12 protein-coding genes and 1 tRNA gene are annotated in these 17175 nt (G+C 44.0%); all 13 read left to right on the top strand.

The window, feature by feature from the left end:
- Positions 1–503 precede the first annotated feature (503 nt).
- The 13 genes from ACHUFQ_RS15800 (at position 504) to fusA (ending at position 17064) form a co-directional block, all read left to right on the top strand.
- Positions 504–580, top strand: a tRNA-Trp gene (locus ACHUFQ_RS15800).
- 61 nt (positions 581–641) lie between these two features.
- Positions 642–1019: a preprotein translocase subunit SecE gene (gene secE / locus ACHUFQ_RS15795; protein ID WP_394176815.1), complete on the top strand. Its 378-nt coding sequence runs from the start codon at positions 642–644 to the stop codon at positions 1017–1019.
- Positions 1020–1022: 3 nt separating this feature from the next.
- Positions 1023–1568 (top strand): transcription termination/antitermination protein NusG, encoded by a 546-nt coding sequence (gene nusG, locus ACHUFQ_RS15790; RefSeq protein ID WP_394176814.1) that lies wholly within the window; start codon positions 1023–1025, stop codon positions 1566–1568.
- A gap of 129 nt (positions 1569–1697) precedes the next feature.
- Positions 1698–2684 (top strand): sulfite exporter TauE/SafE family protein, encoded by a 987-nt coding sequence (locus ACHUFQ_RS15785; RefSeq protein WP_394176813.1) that lies wholly within the window; start codon positions 1698–1700, stop codon positions 2682–2684.
- A gap of 177 nt (positions 2685–2861) precedes the next feature.
- Positions 2862–3290, top strand: coding sequence for a 50S ribosomal protein L11 (gene rplK / locus ACHUFQ_RS15780; RefSeq protein ID WP_394176812.1), 429 nt, complete (start codon positions 2862–2864; stop codon positions 3288–3290).
- A gap of 3 nt (positions 3291–3293) precedes the next feature.
- Positions 3294–3992, top strand: a complete 699-nt coding sequence (gene rplA, locus ACHUFQ_RS15775) for a 50S ribosomal protein L1 (RefSeq protein ID WP_394176811.1) — start codon at positions 3294–3296, stop codon at positions 3990–3992.
- Positions 3993–4290: 298 nt separating this feature from the next.
- Complete coding sequence (rplJ, locus tag ACHUFQ_RS15770) at positions 4291–4785, top strand: 50S ribosomal protein L10 (protein WP_394176810.1); 495 nt, start codon at positions 4291–4293, stop codon at positions 4783–4785.
- 75 nt (positions 4786–4860) lie between these two features.
- A complete protein-coding gene (rplL, locus tag ACHUFQ_RS15765) occupies positions 4861–5226 on the top strand; it encodes a 50S ribosomal protein L7/L12 (RefSeq protein ID WP_394176809.1) in 366 nt (121 codons plus the stop codon).
- Positions 5227–5431: 205 nt separating this feature from the next.
- Entirely contained in the window at positions 5432–9460 is a 4029-nt protein-coding gene (gene rpoB, locus ACHUFQ_RS15760; RefSeq protein WP_394176808.1) for a DNA-directed RNA polymerase subunit beta, read from the top strand.
- 83 nt (positions 9461–9543) lie between these two features.
- Positions 9544–13776, top strand: a complete 4233-nt coding sequence (gene rpoC, locus ACHUFQ_RS15755; RefSeq protein WP_394176807.1) for a DNA-directed RNA polymerase subunit beta' — start codon at positions 9544–9546, stop codon at positions 13774–13776.
- A 171-nt stretch (positions 13777–13947) separates the two neighbouring features.
- Positions 13948–14322 (top strand): 30S ribosomal protein S12, encoded by a 375-nt coding sequence (gene rpsL / locus ACHUFQ_RS15750; protein ID WP_033078695.1) that lies wholly within the window; start codon positions 13948–13950, stop codon positions 14320–14322.
- Between the two features lie 84 nt (positions 14323–14406).
- Positions 14407–14880: a 30S ribosomal protein S7 gene (rpsG, locus tag ACHUFQ_RS15745; protein WP_394176806.1), complete on the top strand. Its 474-nt coding sequence runs from the start codon at positions 14407–14409 to the stop codon at positions 14878–14880.
- 78 nt (positions 14881–14958) lie between these two features.
- Positions 14959–17064, top strand: coding sequence for an elongation factor G (gene fusA / locus ACHUFQ_RS15740; protein WP_394176805.1), 2106 nt, complete (start codon positions 14959–14961; stop codon positions 17062–17064).
- The last annotated feature ends 111 nt before the right edge of the window (positions 17065–17175 follow it).

Raw genomic sequence — 17175 nt, 5'->3', positions numbered from 1 at the left:
TCGATTGATTTTTTAACCACCAAATCAAAAAAGAGCAGCCAATGGCTGCTCTTTTTGTATGTGCACCAACAGACTAAGCACCGAGCGGTGTTCCGTGATGAAAAATTCGTTAAGAAAAATGTGCCGATGTACATTTTTTAGAATTTTCGATAATGCTCTGAATTATCGTATAATCACTTGGTGATTTTATTATCCCCATATTTTCGCTTTCGACTTTCTCTCTATACTTACCTTTATTTCCTCCCACAATTCCCTAAATCACATCTAAAACCAAAATATTTCCCCAAACCCATTTTAAAAATCCTAACCAAAACCCAAGATCGTTATTTTACAACTTAAGAGTGATTAACAATTAAACATTTCAACTTTTTCAAAGGGATCATTTTTTGACTTATCTGTAACTTCAATGTTAATAGTTACGCAGGTAAAGGAGTTTTTTTAGTTTTTTGCGCAACTAGTAATCGCAATTTTAAATTAACGCCTTTATAATGTCCCTCTTTTGAAGGGGTGTAGTTCCAATTGGTAGAACGGCGGTCTCCAAAACCGACGGTTGGGAGTTCGAGTCTCTCCACCCCTGCCAATTTTCAAGTCCATGACAGGTGTCGGGACTTTTATCTGAATGACGGGAACAGGTCAAAGTTATGAATGCTAGTACAGAAAACCAATCAGGTTCTCTAGATGTTGTTAAATGGGTTTTAGTATTCCTTATTTTAGCGGGCATCGTTGTTGCTAATTATATGTATGGTGAAGTATCAGTGCTTATCCGTGCAGTTGCTGCGGTAGTTGCCGTTGTAGTTGCTGGATTGATTGCATCGCAAACGGAAAAAGGCCGGAACGGCATTGCGTTTGCGAAAGAATCTCGCACTGAAGTACGTAAAGTTGTATGGCCAACACGTCAAGAAGCATTACAAACAACAGGTATTGTAATCGTTGCAACATTGTTTATGGCTCTGGTTCTTTGGGGTCTGGATACTGCATTGTTTGCAATCGTCAACTTTATTACTTCTCTGCAGGTTTAATCTATGTCTGAAGATATTAAATTAAGATGGTACGTGGTTCAGGCCTTTTCTGGTTATGAAGCCCGTGTGCAAAAGACCTTACAAGAACATATCGAAATCCATGGCTTGCAAGACAAGTTTGGGCAAATTTTGGTACCAACGGAAGAAGTCGTGGAAATGCGCGCTGGTCAAAAGCGTAAAAGTGCCCGTAAATTTTTCCCTGGCTATGTTTTAGTAGAAATGGCGATGGATGAAGAAGCATGGCACTTAGTGAAAAGTGTGCCTCGCGTTCTTGGGTTTATCGGTGGAACGAGTGATCGTCCAGCACCAATAAGCCAGGCAGAAGCTGACAGAATTTTGCAACGTCTTGAAGATTCTACAGATAAACCAAGACCTAAGACATTGTTTGAACCCGGTGAAGTGGTCCGTGTTATTGACGGTCCATTTGCGGACTTTAACGGTGTTGTTGAAGAACTGGATTATGAAAAGAGCCGTATCAAGGTATCTGTTTCAATCTTCGGACGTGCTACGCCTGTTGAACTTGAATTTAGCCAGGTAGAAAAAGGCTAACGTCAGTATCTTGATTTAAAAAAACCGGCATTTTGCCGGTTTTTTGCTTTCAGGGAGATTAACTTCCCGTGTTTAAATTCGCCTTTAATATGATATTCACGCTTGCTCAGAGGCCAGGAGTGGGGTAATTTGGGCAAAAAATCATATGCGCTGAAAATGTCTGTATCTTCCTTTAACCCATCCAATTCTGAATTGCTGGTAAGTGAACGTAAAAATCGTTGGCTTAAATGGTCAGTGACTGGACTTTCTGTGTTTTGTCTTTGGCTTTGGTGTCTGCAAACCTTTGCTGACCCACTGCAAACGATAGCGCAATACTATGGTTTTCTTTTTCTCGGCATTGGCGGTGCGATAGCCGCGAACTCAACCGGTGCCGGTGGTGGTATCGTTTTCGTGCCAAGTTTTACCGCGTTGGGGATGGATATCGATCAGGTCATTGCCACAAGTGTCGCCATTCAATGTTTTGGTATGACGGTGGGCAGTTTAACCTGGTTGTATTGGTTTTCGCACAAAGCAAAACCCACTGCGGCTGCATTGCCGAGTTCAACGGCACCTGAGTCTTTATCATTGGTGATTCGAGCGTTACTTATTTGTGCACCGGCATCTGTCGCGGGGATGTGGTTAGTTCAGTATCTACCGTTACCTCCTATTGGTGATGTGAAGCTAATTTTCAGCATTTTTTCTTTAGTGTTTGGTGTTTTAGTTCTCGGCCAGGTAGCGATGATTGGAGATAAGGTTCGCCATATCGAGCAATCATTTAGTTGGGCTAATATTGCCTTACTCAGTGTCGCAAGTTTTTTCGGTGGCATCATAACCGCTTGGATCAGTGTCGGTGTCGGCGAGATAATTGCGGTAATGCTATTGTTGCTCGGCTTTTCTGTAATGTATTCGGTTGCCGTGGGCGTCATGGTATCAGCCATAACAGTGATCGCCGGTATTGCCGATTTCGCTTTACAGGGATTGGTGGTAACAGAAGTACTGTTATTTGCCGCCCCCGGTGCAATGATTGGAGGCTTTATTGCCCGTTTTATCGCGCAGGCACTTGGTGGCATGCGTTTGAAGATATTCCTAGGTACCTGGATTCTTTTAGTCGGTATCCTTGGTGTCCTGCCAATTTAAATAGTTGACCGATTTTGCTGTTTTTTTAAACGCATCCCTTGATCCTATTCCTCTGATTAATATATAATCCGCTGCCGATTTTATTTGAGGCTTGCTAGGCACATCAAATAAAATCCTTATTTCAACGGGGAGCTATTTATTTAATAGCGCTTGTACCCATACTAAAGGTATTAAATCATGGCTAAAAAAGTCCAAGCTTTAATCAAGCTACAGGTTGCTGCTGGTGCAGCTAACCCTTCACCGCCAGTTGGTCCAGCTCTTGGTCAACACGGTGTAAACATCATGGAATTCTGTAAAGCATTTAACGCAAAAACAGATTCTCTTGAAAAAGGCGCTCCAGTTCCAGTAGTTATTACTGTGTATAGCGATCGTTCTTTCACTTTTGAAACAAAAACTCCACCGGCTTCTTTCCTATTGAAAAAGGCTGCTGGTATCAAGAGTGGTTCTGGTCGTCCTAACACTGAAAAAGTTGGTACGGTTACCCGCGCTCAACTTGAAGAAATCGTTAAGACTAAAGAGCCAGATTTAACTGCAGCGGATATGGATGCTGCGGTACGTACAATCGCGGGTTCAGCTCGTTCAATGGGTTTAGTGGTAGAGGATTAATCAATGGCTAAATTATCAAAACGTGCTCGTCTAATCCGTGAAAAAGTAGACGTATTAAAAGAATACGAAATCAATGAAGCTTTAGCTTTGTTGAAAGAGTTGGCGACAGCTAACTTCAAAGAAAGTGTTGATGTTGCCGTTAAACTTGGCATCGACGCTCGTAAATCTGATCAAAACGTTCGTGGTGCTACCGTTCTTCCAAATGGTACTGGCCGTGACGTTCGTGTTGCAGTATTTACCCAAGGCGCAAACGTAGACGTTGCAAAAGAAGCTGGTGCTGACATCGTTGGTATGGAAGATCTTGCTGAACAGGTGAAAAAAGGCGAAATGAACTTTGACGTTGTTATCGCGACTCCTGATGCAATGCGTGTTGTTGGTCAACTAGGTCAGGTTCTAGGTCCTCGTGGTCTTATGCCTAACCCTAAAGTTGGTACTGTAACACCAGACGTAGCGACTGCAGTAAAAAATGCAAAAGCTGGTCAGGTTCGTTACCGTAACGACAAGAATGGTATTATCCATTCTACTATCGGTAAAGTTGACTTTGAAAACGCTCACTTGGAAGAAAACCTTGTTGCTTTGCTTGCCGCGCTTAAAAAAGCTAAGCCAGCTCAAGCAAAAGGTGCTTATTTCAAGAAGATCAGCCTTTCAACAACCATGGGTGCTGGTGTAGCTATCGCTCAAGGTTCATTGACTGAAAGCTAATACGTTTTTAACGTTTACATAGGGGTGATATTAGTCTATAATCTCGCCCCTCTGATTTTGGTAGGTGCTCATTTTTTATATTGAGCTCCCGTCCAAGACCGTAGGTGCGTTAAATATTCATGTATGTGGATTGACCGCTTAATTTCCTACGTAGATGGTGATTACCCAGATTTTTTCCTAAAATTTCTGGCTCTCGCCGTAATGGCCCGGGATGGCGAAGCTTTGTGTTGAGCGAAGCAAACCGACTCGGGAGTTTTAAATACCGGTTTTATACCGGTGGAACCAGGAGTTAAAGCCAATGGCTATCAATCTTGATGACAAAAAAGCAATTGTTGCTGAAGTTCAAGAAGCTGCCAATGGCGCTCAGTCAGCTGTAATCGCGGATTCCCGTGGTATCACAGTTGAAGCGATTACTGCTTTGCGTAAGCAAGCACGTGAAAACGGTGTATGGATGAAAGTTGTTCGTAACACCCTTGCACGTCGTGCAGTAGAAGGTACATCATTCGAATGTCTTAAAGACACTTTCGTTGGTCCTTCACTAATCGCATTTTCAAGCGAGCACCCAGGTGCTGCTGCGCGTCTATTCTCTGACTTCGCTAAAGAAAACGAAGTTTTTGAATTAAAAGCAGCTGCTTATGAAGGTGAAGTTGTTGACGTAGCATTACTAGCTAAGCTACCTACATACGACGAAGCCATCGCACGTTTAATGAGCGCTATGAAAGAAGCATCTGCAGGCAAACTTGTCCGCACTATTGCTGCAGTTCGCGATCAGAAAGAGCAAGAAGCAGCCTAATTTACGCTGTTTGTTTGTATTATATAGTTATTTCAAACAGCCAGTGGGCTGTTTATCAAAATAGGAAAGATTACAATGTCTGTATCTAAAGACGATATCTTAAACGCTGTTGCAGAAATGTCTGTAATGGAAGTTGTTGAACTAATTGAAGCAATGGAAGAGAAGTTCGGTGTTTCTGCTGCTGCAGCTGTAGCTGTTGCTGCTGATGCTGGTGGCGCTGCTGCTGAGCAAACTGAATTTGACGTAATCCTAGAAAGCTTCGGTGGCAACAAAGTTGCTGTAATCAAAGCTGTTCGTGGTGCGACAGGTCTTGGTCTTAAAGAAGCTAAAGAAGTTGTTGAGTCAGCTCCTAAAGCTCTTAAAGAAGGTGTTGAGAAAGCTGAAGCTGAAGCACTTAAGAAAGATCTTGAAGAAGCCGGTGCCACGGTTGCTATCAAGTAATCTGTATTATTACAGATTTACTGCCTAACAAGGCAATGGCTGGTGATTTAAACGTCACCGGCCTTTTTGCGCTAAAGAATATGGTTTTTTTTTAAACCAAAACAGTGCATTATTAAATCTTGGATCCTAGAAAATGGATCAGGATTTAGTTTTACTCCTGTCTGCAAAGACAGATTCGGCCATAACCAGCAAGCTGAGGAACCCCATGGTTTACTCTTATTCTGAGAAGAAACGAATTAGAAAGGACTTTGGTAAGAGCGCTCAGGTAATGGACTATCCATTCCTGTTGTCTATCCAACTCGAATCTTTCCGTAAGTTTATTGATATCGATCCAACGGGTGAACATGGCTTAGAAGCCGCATTCCGTTCTGTATTCCCCATTAAAAGTTATTCTGGTAATTCAGAATTACAATATGTTAGTTATCGTTTAGGCGAGCCGCTATTTGACGTTAAAGAGTGTCAAATCCGTGGTTTAACCTATTCTGCAGCTCTGCGTGTTAAATTACGTATGGTAATTTATGATAAAGAAGCCGCTGCAGGTACAGTTAAAGATATCAAAGAGCAAGAAGTCTACATGGGTGAAATCCCATTGATGACGGAAAATGGTACCTTTGTAATTAACGGTACAGAGCGTGTTATTGTTTCACAATTACATCGTTCTCCTGGTGTTTTCTTTGATCACGATAAAGGTAAAACCCATTCTTCAGGTAAAGTGTTATATAACGCCCGCGTTATTCCTTACCGTGGTTCATGGTTAGACTTTGAATTCGATCCAAAAGATAATCTTTTTGTTCGAATCGACCGTCGTCGTAAATTACCAGCATCTATTATTCTTCGTGCACTTGAGTTCACGACAGAAGAAATTCTGGCAATGTTTTACGAAACAACACGTTTCGATTTGAAAAAGAATAAGTTGATCATGGAACTGATTCCAGATCGCTTGCGCGGTGAAACCGCAATCTTTGACATTAAGATGCCAAATGGCGACGTGCTTGTTGAACAAGGTCGTCGTATTACTGCGCGTCACATCCGTGCCCTGGCAAAAGAAAATGTTGAAACATTAGAAGTTCCGGCTGACTACATCGTAGGTCGCGTATTGGCTAAGCCATACGTAAATAAATCTACCGGTGAAGTGGTTGCCGAAGCAAATGCCGAGATTACCCTGGAACTTTTGGCTGAGCTGACTGAAGCTGGCTACAAGTCTTTTGAAACGCTTTACATGAATGAATTCGATTGTGGTTCATACATGTCAGATACCCTGCGAATCGATGGTAGTACTAACCGCTTAGAAGCGTTAGTTGAAATCTATCGTATGATGCGCCCGGGTGAGCCACCAACAAAAGATGCTGCAGAAGCATTGTTTGATAATTTGTTCTTCTCTGAAGAACGTTATGATTTATCAACGGTTGGTCGCATGAAATTTAACCGCCGTGTTGGTCGCAGTGAAAGCACCGGCGCAGGCGTATTGTCAAACGACGACATCATCGACGTGATGAAAACCCTGATTGCTATCCGTGATGGTAAGGGTGAAGTTGATGATATCGATCACTTAGGTAACCGTCGTATCCGTAGTGTTGGTGAAATGGCTGAAAACCAATTCCGCGTGGGTCTGGTTCGTGTCGAACGTGCTGTTCGTGAACGTTTAAGCCTTGGTGATCTGGATGCGGTTATGCCGCAAGACCTAATCAATGCTAAGCCGATTTCTGCCGCTGTGAAAGAGTTCTTCGGTTCTTCGCAGTTGTCTCAGTTTATGGATCAGAATAACCCGCTTTCTGAGGTAACGCATAAGCGTCGTATCTCTGCATTAGGCCCGGGTGGTTTGACGCGTGAACGTGCTGGTTTTGAAGTTCGTGACGTACATCCGACTCACTATGGTCGTGTTTGTCCAATCGAAACGCCGGAAGGTCCAAACATCGGTTTGATCAACTCATTGTCCTGTTATGCACGTACCAATGATTACGGTTTCCTGGAAACACCTTATCGTAAAGTTGTGGATGGTGTTGTTACTGACGATATTGAGTATTTGTCAGCAATTGAAGAAGGTAACTATGTTGTTGCTCAGGCAAACGCTGAAGTTGATGCTGATAAGAAATTAGTCGAAGGTCTGGTTCCTTGTCGTCACAAGAATGAATCAACGTTGATGTCGTCTGATCAGGTTCAGTTCATGGACGTTTCGCCACAACAGATTATCTCTGTGGCTGCATCACTTATCCCATTCCTAGAGCACGATGATGCAAACCGTGCCTTGATGGGTGCGAACATGCAACGTCAGGCCGTTCCAACATTGAAGGCGGATAAGCCTCTCGTTGGTACGGGTATGGAAAAAACCATCGCCGTTGACTCTGGTGTAACAGCCGTTGCTAAGCGTGGTGGTGTAGTAGACTACGTTGATGCTTCTCGTATCGTTGTTCGTGTTAACGAAAACGAAATGGTACCAGGCGAAGCTGGTATCGATATTTACAATCTGACGAAATACACGCGTTCTAACCAGAACACCTGTATTAACCAACGTCCTACTTGTCACATCGGTGACCCGGTACAACGTGGTGACGTGCTCGCTGATGGTCCTTCAACTGACCTAGGTGAACTTGCTCTTGGTCAGAACATGCGCATCGCATTTATGCCTTGGAATGGTTACAACTTCGAGGATTCGATGTTGATTTCCGAGCGTGTAACAAAAGAAGACCGCTTTACCACTATCCACATCCAGGAATTAAGCTGTATCGCTCGTGATACCAAGCTAGGTTCTGAAGAAATCACTTCAGATATCCCGAATGTTGGTGAGTCTGCCCTATCAAAACTTGATGAATCTGGTGTTGTATATATCGGTGCTGAAGTTAACGGTGGCGACATCCTGGTAGGTAAAGTAACTCCGAAAGGCGAAACTCAGTTAACGCCGGAAGAGAAGCTACTACGTGCTATCTTCGGTGAGAAAGCTGCAGACGTTAAAGACAGCTCATTACGTGTACCTAACTCAGTTTCTGGTACCGTTATCGATGTGCAAATCTTTACACGTGACGGTGTTGAGAAAGATGCCCGTGCACTTGAAATTGAAGAAATGCAACTTAAGCAGGTTAAGAAAGATCTTGGCGATGAGTTCAGCATTCTTGAAGATGGTATTTATGCACGTGCTAAGAAGCTATTGCTATCGGCTGGTATGAACGAGTCTGACTTAACGTCTATGTCTCGCGACAAGTGGTTAACGCAAGTTCTTTCTGACGAAGCACAGCAAACTGATTTAGAGCAAATTGCTGAACAGTACGATGCCATTAAAGAAGACTTTGATAAGAAGTTTGAAGCGAAGCGTCGCAAAATCACTCAAGGTGATGATTTGCAACCTGGTGTTCTTAAGGTTGTTAAAGTGTATCTTGCGGTTAAGCGTCAGTTGCAGCCTGGTGATAAGATGGCAGGTCGTCACGGTAACAAAGGTGTTATCTCATCGATTGTACCAATCGAAGATATGCCTTATGACCAAAATGGTGAGCCGGTAGATATCGTGCTTAACCCGCTAGGTGTACCATCACGTATGAACATCGGTCAGATCCTAGAGACTCATTTAGGTATGGCTGCACGTGGTATCGGTGAGAAGATTGACCGTATGGTTAAAGCTCAGCAGGAAGTTGCGAAAATGCGCGAATTCCTGAAAGACGTATACAGCGTTGGTGAATCTCGTCAGGAAGTTGACTTAGACACCTTCTCCGACGATGAAATCATGCGTTTGGCGGATAACCTTCGTGCGGGTCTTCCTATTGCAACACCAGCATTTGATGGTGCAGCTGAGAAAGAAATTAAAGACTTATTCCGCTTAGCGGATATGCCTGAAAGTGGTCAGTTCACCCTGATTGATGGTCGAACTGGTCGTGAATTTGAACGTCCTGTAACCGTTGGTTATATGTACATGCTGAAACTTAACCACTTGGTTGATGACAAAATGCATGCTCGTTCAACAGGTTCCTATTCATTGGTTACTCAACAGCCGCTGGGTGGTAAAGCTCAGTTCGGTGGTCAGCGTTTCGGTGAGATGGAGGTATGGGCACTTGAAGCATATGGTGCTGCCTACACCCTACAGGAAATGCTTACGGTTAAGTCTGATGACGTTAACGGTCGTACTAAGATGTACAAAAACCTTGTTGATGGTGATCATCGTATGGAACCAGGTATGCCTGAGTCATTCAACGTATTGTTGAAGGAAATCCGTTCGTTAGGTATCAACATCGAATTGGATCAGGAATAACCGGGCACTGAGTTAATTCAGTAAAGTTACTACATGGAGAGGGGCAACCCTCTCCCGATGTTAACTCCGACAGGAGACAGAGTGTGAAAGATTTACTTAAGTTTCTTAAGCAACAAAATCAAACAGAAGAATTCGATGGTATTCGAATTGGTCTAGCGTCACCAGACATGATTCGTTCATGGTCTTTCGGTGAAGTTAAAAAGCCAGAAACCATCAACTATCGTACTTTTAAGCCAGAACGTGATGGTCTGTTCTGTGCGCGTATTTTCGGCCCGGTGAAAGACTATGAGTGTTTGTGTGGTAAGTACAAACGCCTTAAGCACCGTGGTGTTATTTGTGAAAAATGTGGCGTTGAAGTAACCCTGACGAAAGTTCGTCGTGACCGTATGGGTCATATCGAATTAGCAAGTCCGGTTGCTCATATCTGGTTCCTTAAATCATTACCTTCTCGTATTGGTTTACTGCTTGATATGACCTTACGCGATATTGAACGTGTGCTTTATTTCGAATCTTATGTTGTTACCGAAGCCGGTATGACAACGTTAGAGCGTGGCCAGATCCTTACTGAAGAAGAGTATTTGGACTCGTTAGAAGAGCATGGCGATGAATTTGATGCCAAAATGGGTGCCGAAGCGGTACTTGCTTTGCTTAAAGATATCGACCTTGAAGGTGATATTGCGAAAATGCGTGAAGAACTACCAGAAACCGGTAGTGAAACTAAGCGTAAAAAAATCACTAAGCGTTTGAAATTAATGGAAGCGTTTGCTCAGTCTGGTAATAAACCAGAGTGGATGATCATGTCGGTTTTACCGATCCTTCCACCGGATCTTCGTCCACTAGTTCCATTGGATGGCGGTCGATTTGCAACGTCTGATTTGAACGATTTATATCGTCGTGTTATCAACCGTAACAACCGTTTGAAGCGTCTTTTAGACCTGGTTGCACCAGATATCATCGTACGTAACGAAAAGCGTATGTTACAGGAATCTGTTGATGCGTTATTAGATAACGGTCGTCGTGGTCGTGCAATCACCGGTTCTAACAAGCGCCCTCTTAAATCTCTTGCTGATATGATCAAGGGTAAACAAGGTCGTTTCCGTCAGAACTTGCTTGGTAAGCGTGTTGACTACTCAGGTCGTTCTGTAATTACCGTTGGTCCAACGCTTCGTTTGCACCAGTGTGGTCTTCCGAAGAAGATGGCACTAGAGCTATTCAAGCCGTTTATCTACGGCAAGCTAGAAGCCCGTGGTTTAGCAACAACCATCAAAGCCGCTAAGAAATTAGTTGAGCGCGAAGGTGGTGAAGTATGGGATGTACTTGATGAAGTCATCCGTGAACACCCGGTTATGCTTAACCGTGCACCAACACTTCACAGACTAGGTATCCAGGCCTTTGAACCAGTCCTTATTGAAGGTAAAGCGATTCACTTACACCCACTTGTTTGTGCGGCGTATAATGCTGACTTCGATGGTGACCAAATGGCGGTACACGTACCGTTAACGCTTGAAGCTCAGTTAGAAGCTCGTGCGCTAATGATGTCTACCAACAACGTATTGTCTCCGGCGAATGGTGACCCAATTATCGTACCTTCGCAGGACGTTGTATTAGGTCTTTATTATCTGACCCGTGACCGTGTAAACGGTAAAGGTGAAGGCATGGTATTTGCCTCTCCGAAAGAAGCCGAGAAAGCTTACCGCACGGAAATGGCAGAATTACACGCTCGCGTTAAGATCCGTATTACCGAACATAAAAAAGATGAAGAAGGGAACCTGGTTCCTGAAACCAAACTGATTGACACTACCGTTGGTCGTGCAATTTTGTGGATGGTTTGTCCTAAAGGTATGCCTTATGACATCATCAATCAGACGTTAGGTAAAAAACATATCTCTAACCTGATTAACCATGCGTATCGTAATCTTGGTTTGAAAGAAACCGTTATCTTTGCTGACCATATCATGTACACAGGCTTCCATTACGCGATGATCGCCGGTGCCTCTGTTGGTATTGATGATATGGTAATTCCAGATGAGAAATACACCATCATTGATGCGGCTGAAGATGAAGTTACTGAGATTCAGCAACAGTTTGAATCTGGTCTTGTAACTGCGGGTGAGAAATACAACAAAGTTATCGATATCTGGTCGTCTGCGAACGAAAAAGTTTCCAAAGCAATGATGGAAAACTTATCAAAAGAGTCTGTACTTAACCGTGACGGTGAAATGGAAGAGCAAGATTCTTTCAACTCAATCTTCATGATGGCAGATTCTGGTGCTCGTGGTAGTGCCGCACAGATTCGTCAGCTAGCAGGTATGCGTGGCTTGATGGCAAAACCAGACGGTTCCATCATCGAAACGCCAATCACTGCGAACTTCCGTGAAGGTTTGAACGTACTTCAGTACTTCATCTCGACTCACGGTGCGCGTAAAGGTTTGGCCGATACTGCATTGAAAACCGCTAACTCGGGTTATTTGACTCGTCGTTTGGTTGACGTAGCACAGGATTTGGTTGTTACTGAAAACGATTGTGGTACTGAAAAAGGCCTATTAATGACCCCGCTTATTGAAGGTGGTGACGTTGTAGAGCCTCTTCGTGAACGTGTTCTAGGTCGAGTTGTAGCTCAGGATGTATTGATTCCTGGTAGCGAAGAAGTGCTATTTGCACGCAACACGCTTCTTGACGAGCAGAAATGTGACACGTTAGAAGAACATTCCGTGGATCAGGTTTGGGTTCGCTCAATCATTACTTGTGAAACTGACTTTGGTATCTGTGCCCAGTGTTACGGTCGTGACCTTGCACGTGGTCATCTTATCAATGAAGGTGAAGCCATCGGTGTTGTCGCCGCTCAATCAATTGGTGAGCCAGGTACTCAGCTTACCATGCGTACGTTCCACATTGGTGGTGCCGCATCTCGTGCATCAGCAGAAAACAGCGTACAAGTTAAAAACACAGGTACGTTGAAACTTCAAAGTGCTAAGTTTGTAACGAATTCCGAAGGCAAGTTGGTAATCACCTCTCGTTCTTCAGAGCTTACAGTTATTGATGAGCTAGGTCGTGAGAAAGAGCGTTATAAGGTACCTTACGGTGCGGTATTGAACAAAGCAGATGGTCAAGCCATCGAAGCTGGTGAAACCATCGCTAACTGGGACCCGCATACTCACCCAATCATCACTGAAGTAGCGGGTAAGATTAAATTTGTTGATTTAATCGAATCTGTAACCATGACCCGTCAAACAGATGATTTGACCGGTTTGTCCAGTATCGTTATCACCGATCCGGCACAACGTAGCTCTGCGGGTAAAGAAATGCGCCCAATGGTTAAATTGGTAGATCCAAAAGGCAATGACGTAATGATCGCCGGTACTGAGATACCTGCACAATACTTCTTACCTGGTAACGCTATCGTAAACCTGGAAGATGGTGTTGAAGTTAATATCGGTGATGCGCTAGCGCGTATTCCTCAGGAGAGTTCGAAGACTCGCGATATTACAGGTGGTCTGCCACGTGTTGCTGATTTATTTGAAGCTCGTAAGCCGAAAGAGCCAGCGATTCTTGCGGAAGTTACCGGTGTTATTGGTTTCGGTAAAGAAACTAAAGGCAAGCGTCGTCTTCTAATCACTCAACCAAGTGGTGAAGTGTACGAAGAGATGATTCCTAAGTGGCGTCAGCTTAACGTGTTCGAAGGTGAGCAGGTTCTTAAAGGTGAAGTTATTGCCGACGGTCCTGAGTCTCCGCACGATATCTTACGATTACGTGGTGTTGAACACGTTGCTAATTATATCGTTAACGAAGTACAGGATGTTTATCGTCTGCAAGGTGTAAAAATCAATGATAAGCACATCGAAGTTATCGTTCGTCAGATGATTCGTAAGTGTGAAATCATGGATGCCGGTGATTCTGACTTCCTTAAAGGTGAGCAAGCTGAAGTTTCTCGGGTCCGAGTGGCTAATCGTGAGCTTGAAGCACAAGGTAAGCAACCTGCGACGTATCAGATTCTGATGCTAGGTATTACTAAAGCGTCTCTTGCAACTGAGTCATTCATTTCTGCGGCTTCGTTCCAGGAAACGACTCGTGTTCTTACGGAAGCGGCAGTCGCTGGTAAGAAAGACGGTCTGCGTGGCTTGAAAGAGAACGTTATTGTTGGTCGTTTGATTCCAGCTGGTACCGGTTATGCGTATCACAAAGAGCGTCAAAACAACCGTAATACCCCAGTGGTTGAAGAAACAACAGTTTCAGCCATGGACGCAGAGCAAGCATTAACGGATGCGCTTAATGCTGACCTTTCTGGTGATGCACCGGAAGGTTTAGGTGACGCATAATTTGTAAAAAGATCGCAGAGATCGTCTCTGTGACTTGACAGGTTAAAGCTTGACCTATAGAATTCCGCGACCCTATGCTTAGGGTCGCGGTTTTTCACGTTTATAAGCGTGCATAATAAGCAGAAAATAACTGTGGATATGCACATGTTTTAACTAATCAGGAGCCCTTTAATGGCAACTATTAACCAATTGGTACGTAAACCACGTGTCAAGCAGGTAACAAAAAGTAACGTTCCAGCGTTACAAGCTTGCCCGCAACGTCGTGGCGTATGTACTCGCGTATATACTACTACGCCTAAAAAACCTAACTCAGCACTACGTAAAGTAGCTCGTGTTCGTTTAACTAACGGTTTCGAAGTTACATCTTACATCGGTGGTGAAGGTCACAACCTACAAGAGCACAGCGTAATCCTAATTCGCGGTGGTCGTGTAAAAGATCTACCTGGTGTGCGTTATCACACCGTTCGTGGCGCACTAGATTGTTCTGGTGTAAACGATAGACGACAAGGCCGTTCTAAGTACGGTGCTAAGCGCCCTAAATCTTAACGGAACTCCGTCAAGTAAGGCCAAACATTTAGAAACAACAATTTGTTTTGGGAAATTCCTGAAATTTTATCGGAGTATTGAAAAATGCCAAGAAGACGTGTTGTAGGTCAGCGTAAAATTCTACCTGATCCTAAGTTCAAATCTGAACTACTTGCAAAATTCATCAACATCCTAATGGTTGATGGTAAAAAATCTACAGCTGAAAAAATCGTATACGGTGCACTAGACATCTTATCTGAGAAGCATTCTGACAAAGAACATTTAGAGCTATTCGAACTAGCGCTAGATAACATCCGCCCACAAGTGGAAGTTAAATCTCGCCGTGTTGGTGGTTCTACTTATCAGGTTCCAGTTGAAGTTCGTCCAGTTCGTCGTAACGCGCTAGCTATGCGTTGGTTAGTTGAAGCTGCTCGTAAACGTGGTGAAAAATCAATGGCTCAGCGCCTGGCAAATGAAATGCTAGATGCGTCTGACAGTAAAGGTTCTGCGGTTAAGAAACGTGAAGACGTTCACCGTATGGCTGAAGCGAACAAAGCGTTCGCACATTACCGCTGGTAATAACATTAGGGTAGTCACATTAGTGGCTACCCTTTTTCTGCAATCTAAGGTACCAAACCTTGGGAAGAGGATACTATTGTGGCTCGTACAACTCCTATTGAGCGCTACCGTAATATCGGTATTTGTGCGCACGTAGATGCTGGTAAAACCACAACCACTGAGCGTGTACTGTTTTACACTGGTTTATCTCATAAAATCGGTGAAGTGCATGACGGTGCCGCGACCATGGACTGGATGGAGCAGGAACAGGAACGTGGTATTACTATCACTTCTGCTGCTACAACGTGTTTTTGGAAAGGCATGGAAGGTCAGTTTTCGGATCACCGTATTAATATCATCGATACACCAGGTCACGTTGACTTTACCATCGAGGTAGAGCGTTCTTTACGTGTCTTAGATGGTGCCGTACTCGTGCTATGTGCATCTTCCGGAGTGCAACCGCAAACGGAAACCGTTTGGCGGCAGATGGAAAAATATTCTGTACCTCGTATGGTCTTCGTCAATAAGATGGACCGTGCAGGGGCAAACTTTTTAAACGTCATTGAACAGATGAAAAATCGTCTGGGCGCAAACCCTGTACCAATGCAATTAGCGATTGGTGCAGAGGAAAACTTCACTGGCGTTGTTGATCTCGTAAAAATGAAAGCCATCAACTGGACAGAAGAAGACCAGGGGATGACATTTAACTACGAAGAAATCCCTGCAGACATGCAGGATTTGGCTGAAGAATGGCGTGAGCATCTTGTAGAGTCCGCTGCTGAAGCCAATGACGAGTTAATGAATAAATACCTAGAAGAAGGGGATTTGTCAGAAGCCGAGATTAAATCCGGCTTGCGTGCTCGTACACTAAACAATGAAATTATTCTTTGTACCTGTGGCTCGGCGTTTAAAAACAAAGGCGTTCAGGCGGTACTCGATGGTGTCATCGAATATATGCCATCACCGACTGAAGTTGAAGCCATTAAAGGTATAAACAATGACAAAGATGAAACCGAGGGAACTCGTGAAGCGGACGATAGTGCGCCGTTTGCATCTTTGGCATTTAAAATCGCAACAGACCCATTTGTTGGGACGTTGACCTTTATCCGCGTATACAGTGGTATCGTGAATTCTGGTGATGCGGTCTATAACCCGGTTAAATCGAAGAAAGAGCGTATTGGACGTATTGTTCAAATGCACTCGAATAACCGTGAAGAAATTAAAGAAGTACGCGCAGGTGATATTGCCGCGCTAATCGGTCTTAAAGACGTAACAACAGGTGACACCCTTTGCGATCCTCATCATATTATTACACTGGAGCGCATGGAATTCCCAGAGCCGGTAATTTCGGTCGCGGTTGAGCCAAGAACCAAAGCAGACCAGGAAAAGATGGGTATTGCTTTAGGGAAATTGGCGGCTGAAGATCCGTCGTTTCGTGTTGAAACCGATGAAGAAACCGCTCAAACGATTATATCCGGGATGGGTGAATTGCATTTGGATATTATTGTTGATCGCATGAAGCGTGAGTTTAAAGTTGACTGTAATGTCGGTAAACCTCAGGTTTCATATCGTGAAACAATTCGTAAATCTGTCGAAGTGGAAGGCAAGTTTGTTCGTCAGTCTGGCGGACGTGGTCAGTTTGGTCACGTTTGGCTGAAGCTGGAACCAATCGCTGAAGGCGAAGGTTTCCAGTTTGAAAGCGAAATTGTTGGTGGTGCCGTGCCAAGAGAATATTGGGGCGCTGTCGAAAAAGGCTGTCAGGAACAAATGAATAATGGTGTCTTAGCGGGTTTCCCTATGCTGGACGTTAAGGTCACCTTGTTTGATGGTTCTTTCCATGATGTCGATTCAAACGAAATGGCATTTAAAGTTGCCGCTTCCATGGGCTTCAGGCAGGGTGCACTCGATGCAAACCCAGTATTGCTTGAGCCGATGATGCAGGTTGAAGTGACAACGCCAGAAGAAAATATGGGTGATGTTGTAGGCGATATGAATCGTCGTCGCGGCATTATCGAGGGTATGGACGAAGGCCCAGCCGGCATGAAGCTGGTAAATGCTTTGGTTCCGCTAGCTGAAATGTTCGGCTATGCAACCGACTTAAGAAGTGCTACTCAAGGTCGTGCTTCTTACTCCATGGAGTTCAAGCAATATAATGAAGCTCCAAAAACTGTTGCGGACGCAATATGTCAGGCTCGTGTGGGCTAGGATTTCTGGTAAGGGGTTAACCCTTACCTTTGATAACTTTAAGGTATAGCAAAATGGCTAAAGAAAAATTTGAACGTTCCAAACCGCACGTTAACGTAGGTACAATCGGCC

The organism is Thalassotalea litorea, from assembly GCF_043642205.1.
Taxonomy (GTDB): Bacteria; Pseudomonadota; Gammaproteobacteria; order Enterobacterales; family Alteromonadaceae; genus Thalassotalea_A; species Thalassotalea_A litorea.
The sequence above is the reverse complement of the archived record's forward strand: the minus strand, read 5'-3'. Positions and strand labels throughout refer to the sequence as shown.

What these genes read in the sequence shown, in the direction of transcription:
- rpoB (WP_394176808.1), top strand. Translation starts at nt 5,432, where the DNA reads ATGGTTTACTCTTATTCTGAGAAGAAACGAATTAGAAAGGACTTTGGT.
- rpsL (WP_033078695.1), top strand. Translation starts at nt 13,948, where the DNA reads ATGGCAACTATTAACCAATTGGTACGTAAACCACGTGTCAAGCAGGTA.
- nusG (WP_394176814.1), top strand. Translation starts at nt 1,023, where the DNA reads ATGTCTGAAGATATTAAATTAAGATGGTACGTGGTTCAGGCCTTTTCT.
- secE (WP_394176815.1), top strand. Translation starts at nt 642, where the DNA reads ATGAATGCTAGTACAGAAAACCAATCAGGTTCTCTAGATGTTGTTAAA.
- rplA (WP_394176811.1), top strand. Translation starts at nt 3,294, where the DNA reads ATGGCTAAATTATCAAAACGTGCTCGTCTAATCCGTGAAAAAGTAGAC.
- rplL (WP_394176809.1), top strand. Translation starts at nt 4,861, where the DNA reads ATGTCTGTATCTAAAGACGATATCTTAAACGCTGTTGCAGAAATGTCT.
- rplJ (WP_394176810.1), top strand. Translation starts at nt 4,291, where the DNA reads ATGGCTATCAATCTTGATGACAAAAAAGCAATTGTTGCTGAAGTTCAA.
- rplK (WP_394176812.1), top strand. Translation starts at nt 2,862, where the DNA reads ATGGCTAAAAAAGTCCAAGCTTTAATCAAGCTACAGGTTGCTGCTGGT.
- rpsG (WP_394176806.1), top strand. Translation starts at nt 14,407, where the DNA reads ATGCCAAGAAGACGTGTTGTAGGTCAGCGTAAAATTCTACCTGATCCT.